The 20,449-nt window shown below is 63.3% G+C and carries 18 protein-coding genes and 1 pseudogene; 11 read left to right on the forward strand and 8 right to left on the reverse strand.

The window, feature by feature from the left end:
* Positions 1–7: 7 nt before the first annotated feature.
* Positions 8–1,520: pseudogene (locus tag ACZ89F_RS35465) on the reverse strand (sensor histidine kinase).
* 180 nt (positions 1,521–1,700) lie between these two features.
* Here ACZ89F_RS35465 and ACZ89F_RS35470 point away from each other — a divergent pair.
* Complete coding sequence (locus tag ACZ89F_RS35470) at positions 1,701–1,874, forward strand: hypothetical protein (RefSeq protein ID WP_476096854.1); 174 nt, start codon at positions 1,701–1,703, stop codon at positions 1,872–1,874.
* A gap of 29 nt (positions 1,875–1,903) precedes the next feature.
* Here ACZ89F_RS35470 and ACZ89F_RS35475 read toward each other — a convergent pair whose 3' ends face one another.
* A complete protein-coding gene (locus ACZ89F_RS35475; RefSeq protein WP_476096855.1) occupies positions 1,904–2,824 on the reverse strand; it encodes a diacylglycerol/lipid kinase family protein in 921 nt (306 codons plus the stop codon).
* 272 nt (positions 2,825–3,096) lie between these two features.
* On the opposite strand from ACZ89F_RS35475, the gene ACZ89F_RS35480 reads away from it, so the two are divergent.
* A complete protein-coding gene (locus ACZ89F_RS35480) occupies positions 3,097–4,437 on the forward strand; it encodes a PRC-barrel domain-containing protein (RefSeq protein WP_476096857.1) in 1,341 nt (446 codons plus the stop codon).
* 56 nt (positions 4,438–4,493) lie between these two features.
* Here the strand turns inward: ACZ89F_RS35480 and ACZ89F_RS35485 are convergent, their stop codons facing one another.
* Positions 4,494–6,095 carry an alkaline phosphatase family protein gene (locus ACZ89F_RS35485; protein ID WP_476096858.1) on the reverse strand — a complete coding sequence of 534 codons (1,602 nt, stop codon included), beginning with the start codon at positions 6,093–6,095 and terminating at the stop codon, positions 4,494–4,496.
* A 187-nt stretch (positions 6,096–6,282) separates the two neighbouring features.
* Between ACZ89F_RS35485 and ACZ89F_RS35490 the strand changes: the two genes are divergently transcribed.
* The 4 genes from ACZ89F_RS35490 (at position 6,283) to ACZ89F_RS35505 (ending at position 9,358) form a co-directional block, all read left to right on the forward strand.
* Entirely contained in the window at positions 6,283–7,215 is a 933-nt protein-coding gene (locus tag ACZ89F_RS35490; protein ID WP_476096860.1) for a VOC family protein, read from the forward strand.
* Between the two features lie 4 nt (positions 7,216–7,219).
* On the forward strand, positions 7,220–7,855 hold the full coding sequence (locus ACZ89F_RS35495) for an alpha/beta hydrolase (protein WP_476096862.1): 636 nt from the start codon (positions 7,220–7,222) through the stop codon (positions 7,853–7,855).
* A gap of 2 nt (positions 7,856–7,857) precedes the next feature.
* Positions 7,858–8,157, forward strand: a complete 300-nt coding sequence (locus ACZ89F_RS35500) for a GNAT family N-acetyltransferase (RefSeq protein WP_056587365.1) — start codon at positions 7,858–7,860, stop codon at positions 8,155–8,157.
* A 142-nt stretch (positions 8,158–8,299) separates the two neighbouring features.
* Positions 8,300–9,358, forward strand: a complete 1,059-nt coding sequence (locus ACZ89F_RS35505) for a dipeptidase (RefSeq protein WP_476096863.1) — start codon at positions 8,300–8,302, stop codon at positions 9,356–9,358.
* Between the two features lie 6 nt (positions 9,359–9,364).
* On the opposite strand, the gene ACZ89F_RS35510 is transcribed toward ACZ89F_RS35505, so the two are convergent.
* Genes ACZ89F_RS35510 through ACZ89F_RS35525 form a run of 4 tightly spaced genes read right to left on the reverse strand, consistent with a single transcriptional unit; the run spans position 9,365 to position 14,074 of the window.
* Positions 9,365–9,625 carry a hypothetical protein gene (locus ACZ89F_RS35510; RefSeq protein WP_476096865.1) on the reverse strand — a complete coding sequence of 87 codons (261 nt, stop codon included), beginning with the start codon at positions 9,623–9,625 and terminating at the stop codon, positions 9,365–9,367.
* Between the two features lie 2 nt (positions 9,626–9,627).
* Positions 9,628–10,899, reverse strand: coding sequence for an aminomethyl transferase family protein (locus ACZ89F_RS35515; protein WP_476096866.1), 1,272 nt, complete (start codon positions 10,897–10,899; stop codon positions 9,628–9,630).
* Between the two features lie 3 nt (positions 10,900–10,902).
* Entirely contained in the window at positions 10,903–12,468 is a 1,566-nt protein-coding gene (locus tag ACZ89F_RS35520; RefSeq protein WP_476096868.1) for a phytoene desaturase family protein, read from the reverse strand.
* On the reverse strand, positions 12,455–14,074 hold the full coding sequence (locus ACZ89F_RS35525) for a phytoene desaturase family protein (protein WP_476096869.1): 1,620 nt from the start codon (positions 14,072–14,074) through the stop codon (positions 12,455–12,457). Before ACZ89F_RS35525 ends, ACZ89F_RS35520 begins: the two co-directional genes overlap by 14 nt.
* A 201-nt stretch (positions 14,075–14,275) precedes the next feature.
* Between ACZ89F_RS35525 and ACZ89F_RS35530 the strand changes: the two genes are divergently transcribed.
* From ACZ89F_RS35530 to ACZ89F_RS35550, 5 genes are all read left to right on the forward strand, one after another.
* Complete coding sequence (locus ACZ89F_RS35530; protein ID WP_476096870.1) at positions 14,276–15,070, forward strand: class I SAM-dependent methyltransferase; 795 nt, start codon at positions 14,276–14,278, stop codon at positions 15,068–15,070.
* 6 nt (positions 15,071–15,076) lie between these two features.
* On the forward strand, positions 15,077–15,790 hold the full coding sequence (betI, locus tag ACZ89F_RS35535; RefSeq protein ID WP_476096871.1) for a transcriptional regulator BetI: 714 nt from the start codon (positions 15,077–15,079) through the stop codon (positions 15,788–15,790).
* 29 nt (positions 15,791–15,819) lie between these two features.
* The gene (locus tag ACZ89F_RS35540) at positions 15,820–16,902 is read left to right on the forward strand and encodes an ABC transporter substrate-binding protein (RefSeq protein ID WP_476096873.1); all 1,083 of its coding nucleotides are present in this window, start codon (positions 15,820–15,822) and stop codon (positions 16,900–16,902) included.
* A gap of 114 nt (positions 16,903–17,016) precedes the next feature.
* Entirely contained in the window at positions 17,017–18,093 is a 1,077-nt protein-coding gene (locus ACZ89F_RS35545) for an extracellular solute-binding protein (RefSeq protein ID WP_476096874.1), read from the forward strand.
* The gene (locus ACZ89F_RS35550) at positions 18,090–19,400 is read left to right on the forward strand and encodes a flavin monoamine oxidase family protein (RefSeq protein ID WP_476096876.1); all 1,311 of its coding nucleotides are present in this window, start codon (positions 18,090–18,092) and stop codon (positions 19,398–19,400) included. The genes ACZ89F_RS35545 and ACZ89F_RS35550 overlap by 4 nt, the downstream gene beginning before the upstream one ends.
* On the opposite strand, the gene ACZ89F_RS35555 is transcribed toward ACZ89F_RS35550, so the two are convergent.
* Positions 19,364–20,437, reverse strand: a complete 1,074-nt coding sequence (locus ACZ89F_RS35555) for an ABC transporter ATP-binding protein (RefSeq protein ID WP_476097460.1) — start codon at positions 20,435–20,437, stop codon at positions 19,364–19,366. The two genes, ACZ89F_RS35550 and ACZ89F_RS35555, sit on opposite strands and share 37 nt — an antisense overlap.
* Between the last annotated feature and the right edge of the window lie 12 nt (positions 20,438–20,449).

Consider the following 20,449-nt stretch of genomic DNA (forward strand, 5'->3'; position numbering starts at 1 on the left):
TGGCCGATCACTTCGACAGATCTTCCAGCGGCATCGATATTTCGGCAAACACCCCTTCCGGCCGGAACTCATGGGTCACTTCGCTTGAAATGACCTTGGCAAGGCTGCGGCGGATGAGGATCGAGCCGAAGCCGTGCCGTTCCGGCGGGGTGACCTGCGGGCCGCCGCTTTCGCGCCAGGTCAGCACAAGGCGCCGGGCACCCTTCCTGCCTTGCGTCTTCCAGCCGAGATCAACCTTGCCTGATACCACCGACAGCGATCCATATTGCAGTGCATTGCTGGCCCAGTTCATGCAGGATCAGGCCAAGCCCGACGGCCTGGTCGGGCGACAGCAGCAAGTCGTCGCCGGAGATCGTCATGCGCGGCTGCTCGGCCGTTTCGAATGGCCTGACCTCAATCTGGACGAGTTCGCGGATGCCGATGCCGCGCCACTCGCGGTCCGACAACAGATTGTGGGCGATGCCCAGGGCCTGAAGCCGCGCGCCGAAGGCCTCGAGGAACTGGCTCGGCTGGCGGGCATGGCGCACGGTCTGCGTCGCCAGCGCCTGGACGGTCGCCAGCGTATTCTTGACGCGATGGTTGAGCTCACGCAGCAGCAGCCGTTGCCGTTCGTCGCCTAGCTTGCGCTCTGAGATGTCGTAGTTGACGCCGAAGATCAGCGTCGGCTTGCCGTCGCCGTCACGCTCGATGACACGGCCGCGCGTGGCGAGCCAGCGCGGCGGATGAAAGCCCTTCACCCGGTATTCGCCGAAATAGTCGTCGCTGCCGGTCAAGGCGTCGCGAAAGCGGGTTTCGGTCTGGTAGACGTCGCGCGGATCGATGGCGGTGAGGATGTCGCGCGCCCGCAACCGGTTCGAGTGCGGCAGGTTGAACAGCTCCGCCAGCAAGGTGTCGCATTCGATGATGTCGGTGCGGATGTCCCACGCCCAGCTGGCGAGCGACGCCGCATCGAGCGCGATGGCGCGCCGTTTTTCCTCACGCGCCAGTGCGGCCTCGGCGATGGCGCCGCTGCGGGTCGCGTCCTTCAAGGTGAACAGGCTGGCGGCGAGGCCGGCGAGCGCCTTCAACTGGTCGAGCTCGGCACGGGATGGAAAGGCATGCGGCTTGCGGTCGAGCACGCAGAGTGTGCCGATGCGGGCACCTGCCACGACCATCGGCGCGCCGGCATAGAAGCGGACATGATGCTTGCCGGTGACCAGTGGGTTGGCCTTGAAACGTGGGTCCGTCGTTGCATCCGCCACCACCATCGGCTCTTCGCCGGCGGCAATCGCATGAGCGCAAAAGGAGATGTCGGTCGCGGTTTCGGTCTGGTCCAGGCCGAAGCAGGATTTGAACCACTGCCGCTCGTGGTCGACCAGCGTGACCAAGGCTATAGGCGCCTGCATCACCGCCGCGGCAAGGCTGCTGATCCGGTCGAAATCCGGGTCGGCCGCCGTATCCAGCATCTCCAGCCCGTGCAGCACGGCCAGCCGGTCTTCGGCACTGACCGCCAGCGCAACGTCAGCCGGCAGATCCGGCACTCTTTCCGCCTTGTTATTCACCCAGGTCCCCGTTGCCCAGTCTTGGTCTTCGTCGTCGCTTCGCCGGTCTGTCGATCCAGAACCAGCCGGCCGGCCGGAACCATCCTAGCGAGGAACCGTTACCCGACCATGTTGTTTTGCCGGACGCGCAACTGGCGCAAACCGATCCGAGGGCCGACCATGATCAAGATCATTCCTGAGGACAAAGCCCGTCAGGGGCGCTGGGGCCGGCATGGTCTGCGCATTCTGATCGCTGCGTTGCTGCTGGCCTTTGTCGCTTGGGGGGCGGCCGAGATTTATGGCGAATTGATCAAGAAGGACACGACCCAACAGGGCAGTGTTCCCAGCGGCTAGCTTGTCGGCGGCAATGGGTTCGAAACGCATCAGGCAGCCTTTGCCTCGGCGACGCTGGCCGGCACCAGGACATTGAGCGCGCCCGGCTGGATTTCGATCGTCGTTTCACGCTCAAGCCTGACCAGTTCTCCGTCCATCACGGCGCGAAACTTCCGGCTCCCCGAGTGGATTTTCAGGACCGTCCTACCCGCCTGATGGATTTCGACATGTTCGTTGTCGCGCCATTTGCCGCGCGCCACGTTGAAGAAGAACTTGACCAGTTCCGCGCGCTGCTGCGCCACCGTGACATAGACGCCAAGCACGCCGCCCACCGGGTTGTCGGCGTAAGGCAAATGGCCTTCGCCGAACAAATTGTTGGTGATGCCGATGCCGGTGATGCGGGCCGCCATCTCGGCTTCGCCGATGCTGAGCGTCACGTTCATCGCCGGTGGATTGTTGATCGTCGCCCAAGCCGCCCTGGCCGAGGCACGGATCTTTCCCAGGCGAGAACCAAACTCCATCTTCTGGCGCAGCTGCACCATCTTGGCATGCATGCCGATCGAGAACTGGTGAACGAACGGCCGGCCGTTGGCGGTCGCCATGTCAACCGCGATGATTTCGCCATCAGTGAAGGATTTCAGCGCGGCATCCAGGGACTGCGGAATGCCCAGCCCGCGCGCGAACAGGTTCATGGTGCCGGCCGGCAATATGGCAAGCGCCTTCTTCGTCCCCATCAGCCGGGCGGCCGCGGCAGAAATTGTCCCGTCGCCGCCGCCGGCCAGCACGACGTCGACGGAGCGGCGTGAAGCCACGCTGTCGAGCGTTTCCACGACATCCTTGCCGGCGACAATCTGGATGCTGAGAGAGTGACCTGCCGTCTCCAGCGCCTGGTGCATCTTGTCGGAGAAAGCGGCAAGGTCAATCGTCCGCAAGGTGCCGCCGTCCCGGTTCAGCACCGCTGCGAATTTCATGCCCCACTCCACTGTGTCAGCCAAAAACAGGCCGGGACGCGCCCAGCCGGAGGCTGAAACGCGGCGGCGGTAGAAAGGTTCCGTTGGCAAGCGGCGTCGTTAATCCGAACGATCAACCATCCCGTGTTTTCGTCTTGAGATCCGCAGGGCTTTTTGTCGGAACAACAGCATGGTCACGACGTTGTGAACGTGTAGATGCCGCGTCCGATCTCCCCAGCGACGGTTCAACCGGGCGCGGCGTGCATGAAGATCACGCACCAGGAGAGACTATCATGATCCGCAATCTTTTAGCCACGACCGCACTCGCAACACTGATCGCGACCGGCGCTTATGCGCAGAGCGCGACAACCCCAGCACCTGCGGATGCCCCTGCCGTGCAGGAGCCCGCCGCAGCTCCGGTGTCGCGCGCCGAGGGCAGCATCGTCACCAACATCATCGGTGAATCCGTCTATAACGGCACTGGCGATGATGCCGAGAACATCGGCAAGGTCAGCGACGTCGTCTTCGACAAGGATGGCCAGGCGAAATCCGTCGTCATCGGCGTCGGCGGCTTTCTGGGTGTCGGAGCGAAGAATGTCGCTTTCGACTATGACAAGCTGCAATGGGCCGAGAAGAACGGCGATCGCTGGCTGGTCGCCAAGACGACCAAGGACGAGCTGACGGCGCATCCGGAGTTCGACAGCAAGGCTTATGGCCCGGTCCCGGCACCTGCCGCATCGACTGACGCAGCAGCGCCGGCGGCACCCGCGACGACGGATACGGTGCAGAAGCCTGTCGACCTGAACGCCGCTTCGGCGGAACCGGTGAAGCGGGCTGACGGCAACCTTGCCACCAACATCATCGGCGAAACCGTCTACAACGGCACCGGTGATGACGCGCAGAACATCGGCAGCGTCAACGACATCGTTCTGACCAGGGAAGGCAAGGCCGAGTCGCTGGTCATCGGCGTCGGCGGTTTCCTTGGCCTCGGGGCCAAGAATGTCACCTATGATTTCTCCAAGGCGCAGTGGGCCGAGAAGAATGGCGACCGCTGGCTGGTGGCCCAGACCACCAAGGAAGAGCTGCAGGCGCAGCCGGATTTCAACCGCAAGACCTATGATCCGGTACCCGCGACAACGGCATCCAATGAACCGGCTGCCACCGCCCCGGCCGCTGTGCCGTCCGACGCTACGGCTCCTGCTGCCGCTCCCGCGGACAAGACGGCCGTGGCTCCGGCAGTGACGACCCCTGATGCCTCGGCTCCCGACCAGACGCAGACGGCAGCTATCGACAAGTCGACGCTGACGGAAATGCCGGTTGGCGAGATCCGTGCCGACGATCTGAAGGGCACCACTGTCTACGGCGCCGACGACGCCAAGGTCGGCGAAATCGGCGATGTCGTGCTCGCGCCCGACAACAAGGCCGACGCGGTGATCGTCGATGTCGGCGGTTTCCTCGGCATCGGCGAAAAGGAAGTCGCGGTCGGCGTGGATAATCTCAAATTCATGACCGACAAGGACGGCAAGAAGTACCTGTACACGACCTTCACCAAGGAACAGCTCGAGGCTCAAACCGCCTATGACAAGGGCAGTTATGCCGAGAAGCGGGACCAGCAGCGCTTGATTGTGAAGTAGGAAAGTAGGGCAGTAGGGTTGGACGGTCGTCTTACCGGTTTGATTTCCCTACTGCCCTATTCCCTTGCTGGCCCAGCCACGTGGCCGACAACGCCGTGCTCCGTAAGTTCAGCCAGCGCTAGCGACTGGTCAAGATGCTCAGCCCGCCAGGCGAGAAGCCGTTCGGCGAACTCCAGCCGCACGGCCAGATAAGCTGGGTGCTTGGCCAGGTTGTTCAATTCACCCGGATCTGTTTCCAGGTCGAACAGCAGTGGCGGCAGGTTGCCGCCGAAATGCACATATTTGAATTTTTCCGTGCGGATGACGGCGAGGTTGCATTGGCGTGAGGTGATGCCGAAATGGTGTTCGGCTTCGCCTTCAGCAATCGAGCGGAAATCGAACTCCCAATGCGCGGCATCGCGCCAGGCTGCAGGGCTCCGGCCGTTCAGGAACGGCTCCAGCGAATAACCATCGAGATGTGGTGCGGGGTCTTCGCCAAGCAGGTCGAGAAGCGTCGGCGCAATGTCCACCGCTTCGGTGAAGCGATCGATGCTCCCGCCGGCCGCCTGGCCGTGGCGCGGATCGCGGATGATCAGCGGAATGTGGTAGCTGCCGTCGAAGTAGCCGCCCTTGCCCAGCATGAAATGGTCGCCCATCATCTCGGCGTGATCTGACGTCAGCACGATGATGGTGTCGTCCCACGCGCCCGCGGCCTTGACCGCTTGCCAGACGCGGCCGAGCTGCGCGTCGACCTCGGAGATCATGCCGTAATAGATCGCCCGGATGCGGCGGAAATCGTCATCGCTCCAGTCATGTACCGTGCCACGGGCGTCGGGACGGAACTTGGCCTGCTTCTGTTGGCCAATGTCATAGGCGAGGTAGGGATGGCTCTGCGCCTCTTCCTGCCAGCTTGCCACGCGTCGGAAGGCCGGGCCGTCGGCAGGTTGATACATCGTGTTGTAGGGTTCCGGCACAATAAAGGGCGGGTGCGGGCTGATGAAGGAAAGATGTGCGAACCACGGTACGGCGTCGTCCTGCTCGCCAAGCCAGCGCGTGAATTCGCCTGTCAGGAAGGCGGCTGGAGTTTCGTCGCTGGAATAGACGGGCGGTGCGTTGCTGACAGTGCCGGCCTTGTCGCTGTTCACCGGTCGATGGATGTCGGGAGATCCGGCGCTGATATCGATACCCCGCTGCTTCAGCCAGGACAGCCACTGTTTCTGATGTTCGGGCAGCAACTGGCGCACCGTAAAGCCCGGCAGCACACCCTCATAGCTCTGCAGGCGCGGGTCGCCTGGCGCCAGCAGGCGTGGGTCGAGCGAGACGTCGGTGTAGCCGAACAGCGTCGGATCATAGCCGAGGGCGCGCGCGTGCAGCGCGATGTTGCCGTGGCGGGCATCGAGTGGCGTGCCATTGCGGCAGACGCGGTTGTTCATCTGGTAGAGGCCAGTGTAGAGGCAGGCGCGGGCCGGCGAGCAGGGCGCCGCACCGCCATAATGCCGCTTGAACAACACACCCTCGGCGGCCAGCGCGTCGGCATTCGGCGTCTTCACAACCGGATGGCCCGCGGACGACAGACAGTCTCCGCGCCACTGGTCGCATGTGATCAGCAGAATGTTAGGCCGCCTGGCTTTTCCAATCACGCGCGATACTCTGTCCCAGGATGGTCGAACGCCGCTCATGGAACCGAATTCTGGCGCCGGCGCAAGCCTGTCATGTGAGTCAATTGGTGAACAAACTGCTTTCCAGTGTTCACTTTTGCAGCACAGTCCATTCTGTGTTTGCCGCCTTTGCCTGGAGCGGTCGCGTCCTCATATTGGCGTGGACAGCGGCGAGGGCCGCACAAGCACCAAGGGAAGGAGCAAGACAATGCTCGACCAGATCAAAGGGCTGCATCACGTCACATCGATGGCCAGGGATGCCCGCCAGAACAATGAGTTCTTCACCAAGAAGCTCGGCCAGCGCCGGGTCAAGAAGACCGTCAATTTCGATGCGCCTGATGTTTACCACCTCTACTACGGCGACGAGGCCGGAACGCCCGGTTCGGTTATGACCTATTTCCCGTTCCCCGACATCGGCAAGGGCCGGCATGGCGTCGGCGAAGTCGGCACGACGGTCTACTCGGTGCCGGAAGGCACGCTCGCCTACTGGGAGAAGCGTTTTGCCGATGAGGGCGTCATCGGTGTTTCCCGCGAGGAGAGCTTCGGCGAGAAGCGTCTGGCCTTTGCCGGTCCCGATGGCGACGGTTTCGCGCTGGTCGAGGGCAAGGCTGACAGCAGAGCGCCATGGGCGAAAGGCGGTGTTCCCACTGATGAGGCGATCCGAGGCTTCCACTCGGTGTCGCTCCGGCTGAAGGACGGTGGCGCCACTGAGGAGCTGCTGAAGTTCATGGGCTATGAGGAAGTCGACAAGTCCGGCAACGTCAGGCGGCTGGCGCTGAAGAATGGCAACGGCGCCGATGTCGTCGACATCGAATCGCTGCCGGCTGCTGCCTTCGCCGATCTCGGCGCCGGCTCCGTCCATCACGTCGCTTTCGCCGTCGAGAATCGCGCCAAGCAGCTCGAAGTGCGTAAGGCGTTGATGGATACCGGCTATGGCGTGACGCCGGTGATCGACCGCGACTATTTCTGGGCGATCTATTTCCGCACGCCGGGTGGCGTGCTGTTCGAAGTCGCCACCAACGAGCCGGGTTTCGATCGCGATGAGGACACCGCTCATCTCGGCGAGGCGCTGAAGCTGCCGACGCAGCACCAGCACCTGCGGCCCTATCTCGAACAACACCTGCAGAAGCTGGAAGGCTGAGGCCATGAGCAAGGACGCTTACATCCACAAGCTGCTGCCCGGTTCGCCGGGCGGTCCGCTGCTGTTCGTCTTCCATGGCACGGGAGCCGATGAGAACCAGCTTCTGTCGCTGGGGCGCGATCTCGCGCCCCAGGCAACCATCATCTCGCCGCGCGGCGATGTGTCGGAACAGGGTGCTGCGCGCTTCTTTCGCCGCACCGGCGAGGGCGTCTACGACATGGACGATCTGGCACGGGCGACGGACAAGATGGCGGGCTTCCTCAAGGCCCATGTCGAGGCGGCCCATGTCGGGGCGGCAAAGCCGTCATCCGTGCTGGGCCTTGGCTACTCCAATGGCGCCAACGTCCTGGCCTCGGTGGTGTTTGCGGCACCGCTGCTGTTCGACGCTGCGGTGCTGATGCATCCGCTGATCCCATTCGAACCGCAGGTGAAGGGCAGCCTCGCCGGCCGCCATATTCTGCTGACCGCCGGCAAGCGCGATCCGATCTGCCCGCCGAACCTGACCACGCGGCTCGAAGCCTATTTGCGTGCCGACGGTGCCGATGTCACAGTGGAATGGCATGAAGGCGGGCACGAGGTGCGGCCAAACGAGATCGAAGCGGCGCGACTTTTCTTTGCCGGTGTCAGCCAGGGAGTATAGCGATGCCTGACCAACTGCCTGAGATCGAACTTGAGGATCGCGGTTCCAAGGGTCGCTATGTCCTGCGCGGACCCGGCGGTGCCGAGGCCGAGATGACCTTCACCAAGATCGGCGAACACCAGATCATCATCGACCACACCGAAGTGCCGGACGCATTTCGTGGCCAGGGTGCCGGGCTCCGGCTCGTCACCCGCGCCGTCGAGGATGCGCGCGCGGCGGGCAAGAAAATCATCCCGCTCTGTCCCTTCGCCAACGCCCAGTTCCGCCGCCATCAGGAATGGGCCGACGTGCTGAAGCAGTAGGATTTCGTCGCTCGGAAACGGCGCGGCAAGCGGCTGCCACCCCATCGGGGTGGCTTTGGCATTTGCGCGGGTGGCGCATCCTGCCTAAGTAGATATGATATATCTCAGCCCCTTGCCGACAAACGAACCGAATGATCCCCCTATGACCGAAACCGACCTCGTTCCCGTCTTCGACGGCCACAACGATACGTTGCTCAGACTCTACCAGTCAAAAGACACGGACGTCGAAAAGCTGTTCATCGAGGGGAAATCGGGCGGCCATATCGACCTGCCGCGTGCCAAAGCCGGTGGCTTTGCCGGCGGCATGTTCGCCATCTTCCCGCCGCCAGTCGAGAAATCCAGGCGCAGCGCCGTGCCCTTGGCGCCGAGCGCTGCCGAGCCGCTGCCGCCCGAGGTCCCGCGCAATGACGCGCTGACCTCGACGATCGCGATGGCCTCGATCCTGTTTAGGCTGGAACGGGCCGGAGCGCTCACCGTCTGCCGCAGTGCCGGCGATGTGCGCAACGCCATGGCGCAGGGTTCGATCGCGGCGGTGTTCCATATAGAAGGGGTCGAGGCGATCGATCCCGAACTCACCATGCTCGACGTGCTGCATGCCGCCGGCCTGCGCTCGCTCGGCATCGTCTGGAGCCGGCCTAATGCTTTCGGCCACGGCGTGCCGTTCCGCTTTCCGTCCTCGCCCGACACCGGGCCTGGCCTGACCGATGCGGGCAAGGCGCTGGTCAAGGCCTGCAACCAGCTGAAGATCATGATCGACCTCTCGCATCTCAACGAGAAGGGTTTTCGCGACGTTGCCGCGCTCAGCGATGCGCCGCTGGTCGCCACCCACTCCAACGTGCATGCGATCTGCGGCCATTCACGCAACCTCACCGACTGGCAGCTCGGCGCGATCCGCGAGTCCGGCGGCATGGTCGGGCTGAATTTCGCCACCGGCTTCCTGCGCGAGGACGGCCGCATGAATGCCGACACCAGCCTCGACATCATGGTGCGCCATGTCGATTCGCTGCTGCAGGCTTTGGGTGAAGACGGCGTCGGCCTCGGCTCCGATTTCGACGGCGCCATGATCCCGGCCGTCATCGGCGACGTTGCCGGCCTGCCGAAGCTGATCGATGCCTTGGCGGCGCGTGGCTTCGGCCGCGCGCTGATCGAAAAGATCGCCTATCGCAACTGGCTGGGCATGCTCGAGAAAACCATAGGTTAGAACGATCTATTGGAAGCCCATGCGCTTCAGCCAGTCCTTGCCGACGCCGCGATCGCGGATGATCGGCAGCGGATCTTCTGAATCGAGCCGCGCGCAAATGCGGTAGACTTCGAGCGTCTCGGCGCTCATCTCGTCGCGCTTGTAGAAGAACATGGCGGCGGCATAGCGCGTGCGGCCCGACCATTTCTCGCCGAGCGGCGTGTTGACCAGCTCCCACTGTTCGGCTGTTTCCCCATCTTCTCCAGGCTTGTCGGCTTCGTCGGTCATGGTCAGAAGTCCGCCGGTGGATTGGCGGTACGGCGGTCGAGCTTGATGAACGGCCGCGCCACCACCTTGGCCCGCTTCATCAGCTTCTGATACTGCAACTCGCGCATGGCGTAGATCTCGACCCAGAGGTCCTCGACCATGGTATCACCGTACGGCCGCGCCAGCGAGGCGATGGCGATGTTGCGCTTGGCCATCGGTGACCACATGGCGGCGCTGACCAGGCCAACCTCTCGGGCTTTCTTGTGGTAGACGATGGCGTGTTCGGCCGGGATGTTGCCCTCGATCTCCAGCCCGACCAGCACATAGCGCAATTTGCGTTTCGCTCTCGCCTCGAGGATGGCACGGCGGCCGTTGAAATGGCCCTTTTCCAGATCGATCATGAAGCCGAGCCCGATCTCGTCGGGCATGCGCAGGCGGTCGGCGCGGATGGCGTGCTCGGCGGTTGTGAAATCCGCATTGGCAACGATCAGCCCGGCCTCCAGACGGGCGCGGTTGAGCGCGGTGTAGCCGATGGCGCGGATGCCGCGCAGTTCGCCTGAGGTCATCAGCCGATCCCACAGGCTCAGCGCCTTGTCGGCCGACACGAACAGCTCGTAGCCGAGATCACCGGTAAAGCCGGTTCGCGAAATGGTGACTTGGGTGTTTCCCTTGGGGCCGCCATCATGCGGGAAATCGGCCAGGTCGAATATTTTCAGCCTTTCGACACCGGCGAAGCCGGCATCGCGCAGCACTGCAAAGGAGGTCGGCCCTTGCAAGGCGAGGCCTGCAACGGCTTCAGTCTCTTCCTCGACAACCACATCGAAACCAACGGCGCTGTCGAGCAGCCAGGGCAGATGCCGCTCCTGCGAACACAGGCGGAAGCGTGTCGGCGACAGGCGGAACAGCGTGCCGTCGTCGAGGACAAAGCCCTCGTCGTCACACCAGGCGGTGTAATGGACGCGGCCGGGTCTGAGCTTGGTGACGTCGCGCAGCGTGACACGATTGAGCAAGGCTTCGGCGTCCGGCCCCTCGATCCGGTATTTGGTCATTGGCGAAATGTCGAACAGCGCCGCCTGGCTGCGGATGGCGAAATATTCGAGCTCCTCGTCCCACAGCGAATGGGGCGCGCGGTAGCCGGCCCAATTGTACCAGTCCTGGGTTTTGGCCAGCGCGTCGATGCGCGGCTGGAACGGCGTGCCCGGACGCAGCGTCCGGAAATGAGATTGGGCGGCGATGCGAGCGGAAACAGCCGTGTCGACTCTCCTTGCGATGGGCTTTCTGGTTGCCTGGGCCATGGCTTATCCCTTCATCGCAATGATGCGCCGCGCGGCATTGAGGCCGGGCGCGCCGGAGACGCCGCCGCCGGGATGCGAGCCGGCGCCGGCCAGGAACAGCCCTTCGAGCGGCGTGTCGTAGCCGGACCAGCCGGTTACGGGGCGCGAGACCAGCATCTGGTCGGCCTGCAATTCGCCGTGATGCCAATGGCCGCCCGGCATGCGGTAGCGTGTCTCGATGTCGGCTGGCGTCAGAAGCTCGGCGTGGACAACGCTTTTGCCGATGCCTGGGGCGTGAGACTCGAGTTGCGCCATGATCGCCTTGAGGAATTTCGGCTTGCCGGCATCCCAACCCTCTTTCAGGGCATAGGGCGCGTATTGCACGACCGCGGACAGCACGCAGGCGCCACTGGGCGCGAGCGACGGGTCGGCGAGGCTTGGCAGCGTGATCTCCATCACCGGCTCGGGTGAGAACTCGCCATATTTGGATGGGTTGAAGGCGCGCTCGACGTGATCGGGTGAGGGCGCAATGACCAGCCGGCCCTTGTGGCCGGCGGCATCGACACCGGTGAATTGCGGCGGCCGGTCGAGTGCCAGATTAAGCTTGGCGGCATCGCCCTTCATGCGGATGTTTTTCACCTTGCGCACGAAGCCGGTGTCGATCTCGCGCGGTCCGACGAGGTCGAGGAAAGTCGTCGCCGGGTTGATGGCGGAGACGATCGTGTTCGCGCGCAACACCTCGCCATTGTCGAGCGCGACACCGACGACGCGGCTTTTCTCGACGATGATTTTTGCTACGGGCGCCGATGTGCGGATTTCGACGCCAGCCTTCTCCGCCGAGGCACGAATGGCGGCGACGACCGCGCCCATGCCGCCTTGCGGCAGGACTTGCGCGCCGGCCGCACCACCAGTCTCGCCAGCCAGACGATAGTAGAGGCCGAGCAGCGAGGTCGGCGAGCGCGGGCCGAGGTGGCTGCCCAGCGTCGCATCGAAAGCAAGCAGGCCTTTCAGCCTGATATCGGCAAGCTGTTCGTCGAGCAGGTCGGCAACGTTCATCAGCAGCACGCGCAGGAAGTCGCGCATATCTTCCTTGCCGAGCTTCTTCAGCGCCAGCGCGGTCTGACCGAGTGAAGCTGCTTCCAGCAGCGATATGCCGGCGAGATCGGGCGGCCGGCGGGACAGGAATGGTTTCAATATGCCGGCATAGCGCAGCAGCTGCCCGCGCAATCCCTTCCAGGCGGATTGCTCGGACGAACTGGCGCCAGTCAGCACCTCGCCATAAGCGCCATGCAGGACAAGTGGCGGGCCGTCTTTCGACAAAGCCACCGACGGCATGAAGTCGACGCGGCCGAATCGCAGGCCGTGCTTTTCCAACTCGAGCGTCTTCACCACATCGGGATGCAGCCGGTTCAGCAGATGGGCGATGGACGAGACACGAAAGCCCGGCGCGAATTCCTCGGTGCGCGCGGCGCCGCCGACTTCGGTGCCGGCTTCCAGCACCAGCACCTTGCGGCCGGCTCTGGCCAGCGTGGCGGCAGCGACGAGGCCGTTGTGGCCGCCGCCAATGACGATTGTTTCAAATGACGTCATGGGACGGGCTCATATGCGAGGTGGACTTGGCAAGATCGCGCAGGATTTCCGCCGCGGCGTTGCGGCCTGGGGCGCCCATGACGCCGCCGCCAGGGTGAGTCGAGGAGCCGCACATGTAGAGCCCACTGAGCGGCGAACGGTATTGCGCGTAGCCCGGCACCGGGCGGTTGAACAGAAGCTGGTCGAAGGTCAGTTCGCCCTGGAAGATGTTGCCCTCGGTGAGGCCGACCTCGGCCTCGATCTCGCGCGGCGTGCGCACCTCCATATGGACGATGCGGTCGCGGAAACCCGGCGAGTATTCAGCGATCTGCGCAATCACGCTATCGGCGAAGCCGTCGCGGTCGGCATCGGTCCACTCGCGGCCGCCGATCTTGGGCGGCGCGTATTGCACGAAGCAGCTCATGAAATGCTTGCCGGGTGGCGCCATGGTCGGGTCGAGCGTCGTCGGGATGACCATGTCGAGGAAGGGATCGGCCGACCAGCGGCCAGCCTTCCAGTCGTCATAGGCGCGCTCCATGCGCTCCACCGAATCGGTGAAATGCATGTCGCCGCGATAGACCGGCGAATCCTTCGGCAACGCCGGGAATTCCGGCAGCGAATCGAGCGCGATGTTGACCTTGCCGGAGGAGCCGCGGATCTTGAAGTTCCTGACCCGGCGCAGGAAGATGTCGGGCAGTTCCTTTTCCTCGACGAGCTTGAGGAAGGTGCGCTTTACGTCGGCATTGGAGACGACGAGCTTGCTGTAAATCTCCTCGCCGCCGGCCAGCACCACGCCCTTGGCTTTTCCTCGGCCGACCAGCACATGGTCGACCTCGGCGCCGATGCGGATGGTTCCGCCCGATGCCTTGAACGACGCGGCCAGTGCCTTGGTCACCGCGCCCATGCCGCCGCGCGCATAGCCCCAGGCGCCGACCGAGCCATCGACCTCGCCCATATAGTGGTGCAAAAGCACGTAAGCCGTGCCCGGGGACATTGGACCAAGCGCGGTGCCGATGATGCCGGACAGAGCGAAGTTCGCCTTGATGACGTCGGTCTCGAAATACTCGTCGAGGAACTCCGAGATCGACATCGTCCAAAAGCGCAGCGTCAGCGCCATTTCCTGCGCCGACAGGCCGGCGAATTTCTTGCCAAGATAAAGCAACTCGCCGAGGTCGCGCGGCCGCAGGCTGGTCGGGTCGGGCGCGGTGCGCATCAACAGCGGCTGGATGAAGCGGCACTGCCGCGTCACGTCGCGGGCATAGCGGTCATAGGCTTCGGCATCGCGCTTGGAGAAGCGGGCGAACTCGCGCCGGTGGGCATCGTGGTCGCGGTAATTGGCGAGATAGTCGCCGTCGCGCGTGAACACCGCGCCGCCCTCGTAGGAGATGACCTGCAGCCCGAAGCGCGGCAGTTCGAGGTCGCGCATGATCTCGGGGCGAAACAGCGAGCAGACATAGGAGCAGTTGGAGTAGAGGAAGCCCGGCGTCAGCTCGCGGCTGGTGGCGGCACCGCCGACCCAGTCGTTCTTCTCGACCACCAGCACGTCGAGCCCGGCGCGCTGCAGGTAGCAGGCATTGACCAGTCCGTTGTGCCCGCCGCCGATGATGATCGCGTCCCAAGCTTTCATTTTGGCCCAGTCTTCATTCTGACCCGCTCTTCATTTTTGCGTGATCTGTTCCCCGAATGCGCGGAATTTGGCACGGCACCAGCCATTCTGTCCAGCCATACTGAATGAATGTTCAACAAATGGTGTTGCGTTTTCTCATCCTTGGGATACGCTTTGCCGGCATTCCAAAGTGCTTAAATCGGCTGACGGGGACGACATCCGATGATTGAGACGGCAGATGCCGGGCCGGAGTATGACGACACTGCCATCCGCTTCCTCGAGGCGCTGTGGGGTGACGGTTATCTGTCGCCGGGCGGACCGGACGAGGTCGACCGGGTGGTCGAAGGGCTTTCGCTTAAGGGCAAGACGATCCTCGACATCGGCTGTGGCTCCGGCGGCATCACACTGCATCTGGTCGAGCGCCACGGTGCCGCCCACGCCACCGGCTTCGATGTCGAACAGCCGGTGATCGAAACGGCGAAACTGCGTGCCGCGGCGCGCGGACTCGCGGATCGTGTCAGCTTCATCCAGGCGCCACCGGGATCACTGCCTTTCGCCGATCGCTCCTTCGACGTCGTCTTCTCCAAGGATGCGCTGCTGCATGTGCCTGACAAGGATGCGCTGTTTGCCGAAGTCTTTCGGGTGCTCAGGCCGGGCGGCGTCTTTGCTGCCTCCAACTGGATGATCTCGCATGACGGCGAACCGTCACCCGAGATGAAGGCCTATATCGCGGCGGAAGGGCTGTCCTTCGCCATGGCGTCGCCGGCGCGCTATGCGCAGGCTATGCGGAGTGCCGGCTTTGCCGATGTCACCGTCAGGGACCGCAATCCCTGGTATCGCGACGTCGCGCGCGGCGAGCTGGAAAGGCTGAAGGGACCGCTCTATCCGACGGTCGCGGCCGCGGTTGGCGCAGCCTATGTCGACAAGAACATACGAACCTGGGAAGCCATGCAAAAGGTGCTTGACAGTGGTGAGCACCGTCCCACTCATCTTCGCGGTCGAAGGCCGGTTGAATAGCCGGCGATGCTGGAGAACATCAGACCCATGAAGACAGCAGTCGCCAAGGAAGCTCTCCTTGAATCGGTGCGGAAAAGCGAGGCCGAGAAGCGTGGACGCAAGGCCTCGAAGGAGGTCAGGCAGCTTCAGCTCATCGAGGCGACGATCGATTCGCTCGCCAAGCGCGGCTATTCGGAAACGACGATGGCCGATGTCGCCGATGGCGCCGGCCTGTCGCGCGGCATCGTCAATTTCCATTTCGAGAGCAAGGAAAAGCTGCTCATCGCGACCTTGCAGCATATGTATGACGAGTATTCGGCGCATTGGCGCAACGCCCTGCAGAAAGCAGGCGATGATCCCGCCGATCAGCTTCAGGCGCTGGTCTCCGCCGATTTCGACCGCTCGATCTGCAACAAGCGCAAGCTCGCCGCCTGGTGCGCCTTCTGGGGCGAGGCCAAGTCGCGGCCGACCTACCAGGCGCTGAGCAGCGCGCGCGACGCCGTCTATCAGACCATCTTCATCGACCTGTGCGCGACGCTCAAGCAAAGTGGCCTCTATGCCTATGAGCCGCAGGTCATGGCTCTGGCACTCAGCGCGATGCTGGAAGGGCTGTGGCTGCGGTTGATGATGGGGACCGAGGACACCACGCGCGAAACCGCCTTGCAGGCGGCCAATGAATTCCTGTCGGTGGCCTTCCCGAAACACTATCCGTCGAAGGCCGTCGGCGCGACAAAACCATAAGAACACCAGAACAGATAGAGGATGGAACAATGAAGAAACTGACCCGACGCCTGACATTGACCCTGGCGCTGACTGGTGCGCTGGCGGCTTCGGCCGCGGCACTTGCGGTCGCCGCCGACAAGGACCTGATCGTGTTCGACTGGTCCGGCTACGAGGACCCGAGCTTCCACCCGAAATATGTCGAGAAGAACGGCGACTCGCCGACCTTCGCCTTCTTCGGCGACGAGGACGAAGCGTTCGAGAAGGTTCGCTCCGGCTTCAAGGCCGATCTCGGCCACCCCTGCTCGCAAAGCGTGGTGAAATGGCGCGAGGCCGGCCTGCTGCAGCCGCTCGACACGTCGAAGATCACGGGCTGGAAAGACCTCAATCCCGGCATCATGGCGATGAAGGATCTTGCCACCACACCAGATGGCAAGGCGTGGTTCATGCCCTGGGACTGGGGCAACACCCAGCTCACCTACAACACCTCCAAGATCGACGCCAAGGACGTGCAATCGCTGAAGGCTTTCGCCGATCCCAAGTTCAAGGGCAGGGTGTCGATCGGCGACAATGTCGACGATGCCTATGCGCTGGCGAGCCTCGCCATCGGCGTCAAGGACTGGACCAAGATGACCGACGACCAGTTCAAGCAGGCGTCCGACTTCCTGCGCCAGGTGCACAAGAACGTCCGCTCCTATTGGACCGACACCACCGACGTCGTGCAGCTGCTGAGCGGCGGTGAGGTCGACCTCGCCTGGGCCTGGAATGATGCAACCGTGCAGTCGGTCGCAGCCGGCGTGCCGATCATGGCGAAGAAGGACACCGACGAAGGCATCTCGACCTGGGTCTGCGGCTATGTGCTGTTCAAGGACGCGCCCGGCAATATCGACAAGGCCTATGATTATCTGAACGCCGTCAACGATCCGGAGACCGCCAAGGTGCTGGTCAAGGATTGGGGCTATGGCCAGGCCAACGCCAAGGGCATGGCCGGCGTCGACCAGGCGGTGCTGAAGGAAAAGGGCTATGACGACGTGCAGAAATTCGTCGACAAGACGCTGTTCCAGTCGCCAGTGCCACCCGACCTCAAGCTCAAGATGATCGCCGAATTCGAGAAGATCAAAGCCGGGTATTGAGGCCTGTTTCGATTGACCGTTTGCCCGCCGACATGGCGGGCGGACGGGCTCGCCAAGTGAGCCGAATTCTCCTAACGTCGCAGCAGTTTTTTCGCGATGGGGGAGTCTCGCGCCATGACGTCAGTGTTACGCCGCCTTGCCCTTGCTGCCGCGTGCATGATCGGCGCCGGTGCGGTCCATGCCTTCGCCGAAGGCGGCGGCGATCTCGTCGTGTTCGACTGGTCGGGCTATGAAGATCCGCTCCTGCACCCCGCCTACACCGCCAGATACGGTGCCGAGCCGACCTTCGCTTTCTTCGGCGACGAGGATGAAGCCTTCGAGAAGATGCGGGCGGGCTTCAAGGCCGACATCGCCCACCCTTGCTCGCAAAGCGTGGTCAAATGGCGCGAGGCCGGCATGCTGCAGCCGCTCGACACCTCCAGGATAGCAGGCTGGAAGGACCTCAATCCCGGCATCATGGCGATGAAGGATCTCGCTACCACAGCCGACGGCAAGGCTTGGTTCATGCCGTTCGACTGGGGCAACACCTCACTGCTTTACCGCACCGACAAGGTGACGGCTGAAGAGGCGCAGTCGCTCAGGATCTTCGCCGATCCCAAGTTCAAGGGCCGCGTCACCATCGGCGACAATGTCGATGATGCCTATGCGCTGGCGAGCCTGGTGATCGGCCTCAAGGACTGGACCAAGATGACCGATGCGCAGTTCCAGGAGGCATCCGCTTTCCTGCGCGATGTGCACAAGAACATCCGCTTCTACTGGACCGACGACACCGACCTCAACCAGGCTTTTATCGGCAATGAGGTCGATCTCGTCTGGGGCTGGAACGAGACCTTTGTCACGCTCAAGGGACAAGACATGCCGATCGCCATGAACCGCGACACCAAGGAAGGGATTTCGACCTGGGTGTGCGGCTATGTGCTGATGAAGGACGCACCTGACAAGCTCGATGAGGCCTATGAATTCCTGAGCGCCGTCAACGCACCCGGCGTGTCGGACTACATGGTCAAGACCTTCGGCTATGGCCATGGCAATGGCGCCGGCATGGCAGCGATAGACCACAAGGTGCTGGTCGATCGCGGTTTCGACAATCTCGACAAGTTTCTCGACAAGACGCTGTTCCAGCAGCCGGTGGCGCCGGAACTCAAGCAGCGCATGGTCGCCGAATTCGAGAAGATCAAGGCCGGCTATTGAGGGGCGAACTGGAAAAAACCGATGTCGTCATCGTCGGCGCCGGCTTCACCGGCCTGTCGGCGGCGCTCGAACTGAAGGCAGCCGGCATCGGCTTTCTGTTGCTCGAAGCGCGCGACCGCGTCGGCGGGCGGGTGGAAGCCGTTCTGGACGGGCTTGGCGAGCGGCTCGACAGTGGAGGTCAGTTCTTCTGCGAAGACATGCCGGAGGTGATGGCGCTGGCCGGGGCACGTGGCAAGACCTTCGTTGAGACCTATGTGAATGGCGATTTCATCACCCATCCATCGATGTCGGTCGAACAGGCCGAGCGGACCTATCATGGCGCAATGGCAATCCGCGAGCGCATGAACAGGATCGAGCCGAACGATCCCTCGATAGCAAGGCTGACCGTCAACGTCTGGCTCGATCGCCAGAAGGACGCAACCGATGCCAAGGCGGCCTTCCGGTCGATGATCGAAGGCCTGTGGTGCCTGGCGCTCGACAAGATGCCGCTGTGGCACCTGATCGACAATGACCGGCGCATCACCAACGAGGTGCCGGAGCTGCAATACTTCCTGCGCGACACCATGCAGTCGCTGGCCGAGGATCTGGCCGGGGATCTCATTGGCCGGGTGCGGCTGAACGAACCGGTCACGCACATCGAACATGGACAATATGGTGTTCGCACAGTCTCGCTCAACGGCATTGTCGAAGCACGGGCGGCGTTGATTGCCGTGCCACCGGCAACGGCCGCGAAACTCGATTTCGCACCTGCCTTGCCGGCTGTGCTCGGGAAAGCACTTGGCGTGTGGAAAAGCGGAGCGGTGATCAAGATCCAGGTGCGCTATGCCATGCCGTTCTGGCGCGATCGCGACTTGTGCGGCATGGTGATGTGGCGAGATCTGCCCGGCCTGTTTGCCTGCGATGCCAGCAAGGATGCGGACCATGCCGCGCTTGTCGTCTTCGTCGGCGGTCCGCTGGCGCTGCGTTGGCATACGCTTGGCGAAATGGCGCTGCGCGCCGAAGTGACGGCAAGGCTGAAGGACGCCCTTGGCCCGGAGGCGGCAGACGTCCTGGATTTCAGCTATCGCGACTGGACGGATGATCGCTGGAGTGGCGGCGCCTACAGCGACCTCATCGTCGACGTGACGGCTGTCGACGCTGAGCGTACCATCCTGGCCGGCGCGCCACCCGTGTATTTCGCCAGTTCGGAACTATCACCGTCATTTCCGGGCTATGTCGAAGGCGCGATCGTTGCCGGGCGCATCGCCGCGCGCAAGATCATCGCCGAGCTTCAGTCGGCCATCGCGACCAGCGCTTCCGGATCGTAGGCGAGGCGGATCGAGGTGCCGACCGGGATGTCGTCGGCGCCGAAATCGTTGGTCTCGGTCACCGACAGGGGTTTCTCCAGGCCCGGTATCTCGACGATCAGATGGGTGATCTCGCCGAAATAGTGGCGTTCGACCACCTTGCCGGCGACCTCGAACTTGGCGGTCGCATTGTCCCACAGCACACGCAGCCGCTCCGGCCTGATGCCGAGCGTGGCACCGCTGCCATTGCGCACGAAAGCCTTGGGCTTGTCAGTCTTGATGCGGCCGAAGCCCAGCGTGTCGACGACCAGCGACGCGCCGTTTTCCTCGACGATCTGAGCCTTGACGAAATTCATGCCGCCGAGGAAGTCGGCGACCTGGCGGGTGACCGGCCGCTGGTAGATCTCCTTCGGCGAAGCGACCTGCGCGATCTTGCCGCCGAACATCACGGCGATGCGGTCGGACATGGCAAGCGCCTCATACTGGTCGTGGGTGACCAGCACGAAGGTGATGCCGACCGCCTGCTGCAAGCGGCGCAGTTCGACCTGCATCTGCTCGCGCAGTTTCTTGTCGAGCGCCGACAGCGGCTCGTCGAGCAGCAGCACCTTGGGACGCATCACCAGCGCGCGCGCCAGCGCCACGCGCTGCCGCTGGCCGCCGGAAAGTTCTGTCGCCAGGCGCTTGCCGAGGCCGGTCAGCGAGACCTGCGCCAGCGCCTCCTCGACCCGGCGCTTCTCCTCGCCGCCCTGCAGCTTCAGCCGCTTCAGCCCATAGGCGACGTTCTGTTCGACATTGAGATGCGGGAAGATCGCATAGCTCTGGAAGACCATGTTGGTCGGCCGGCGGTTGGCGGGGATGCCCTCCATCGGCTGACCGCCGACAGAGATCGACCCGCTGGTCGGATTGTCGAAACCGGCGATCATGCGCAACAGCGTGGTCTTGCCGCAACCGGATGGGCCGAGCAACGAGAAGAACTCGCCTTCCCGGATGGTCAGCGAGGCGTCGTCGAGCGCTTTGAACGCCCCATAGCTGCGGGTAACGTTCTTGATCTCGATCATGGATCGTTGCTG

It is taken from the genome of Mesorhizobium sp. USDA 3734, from assembly GCF_056279665.1.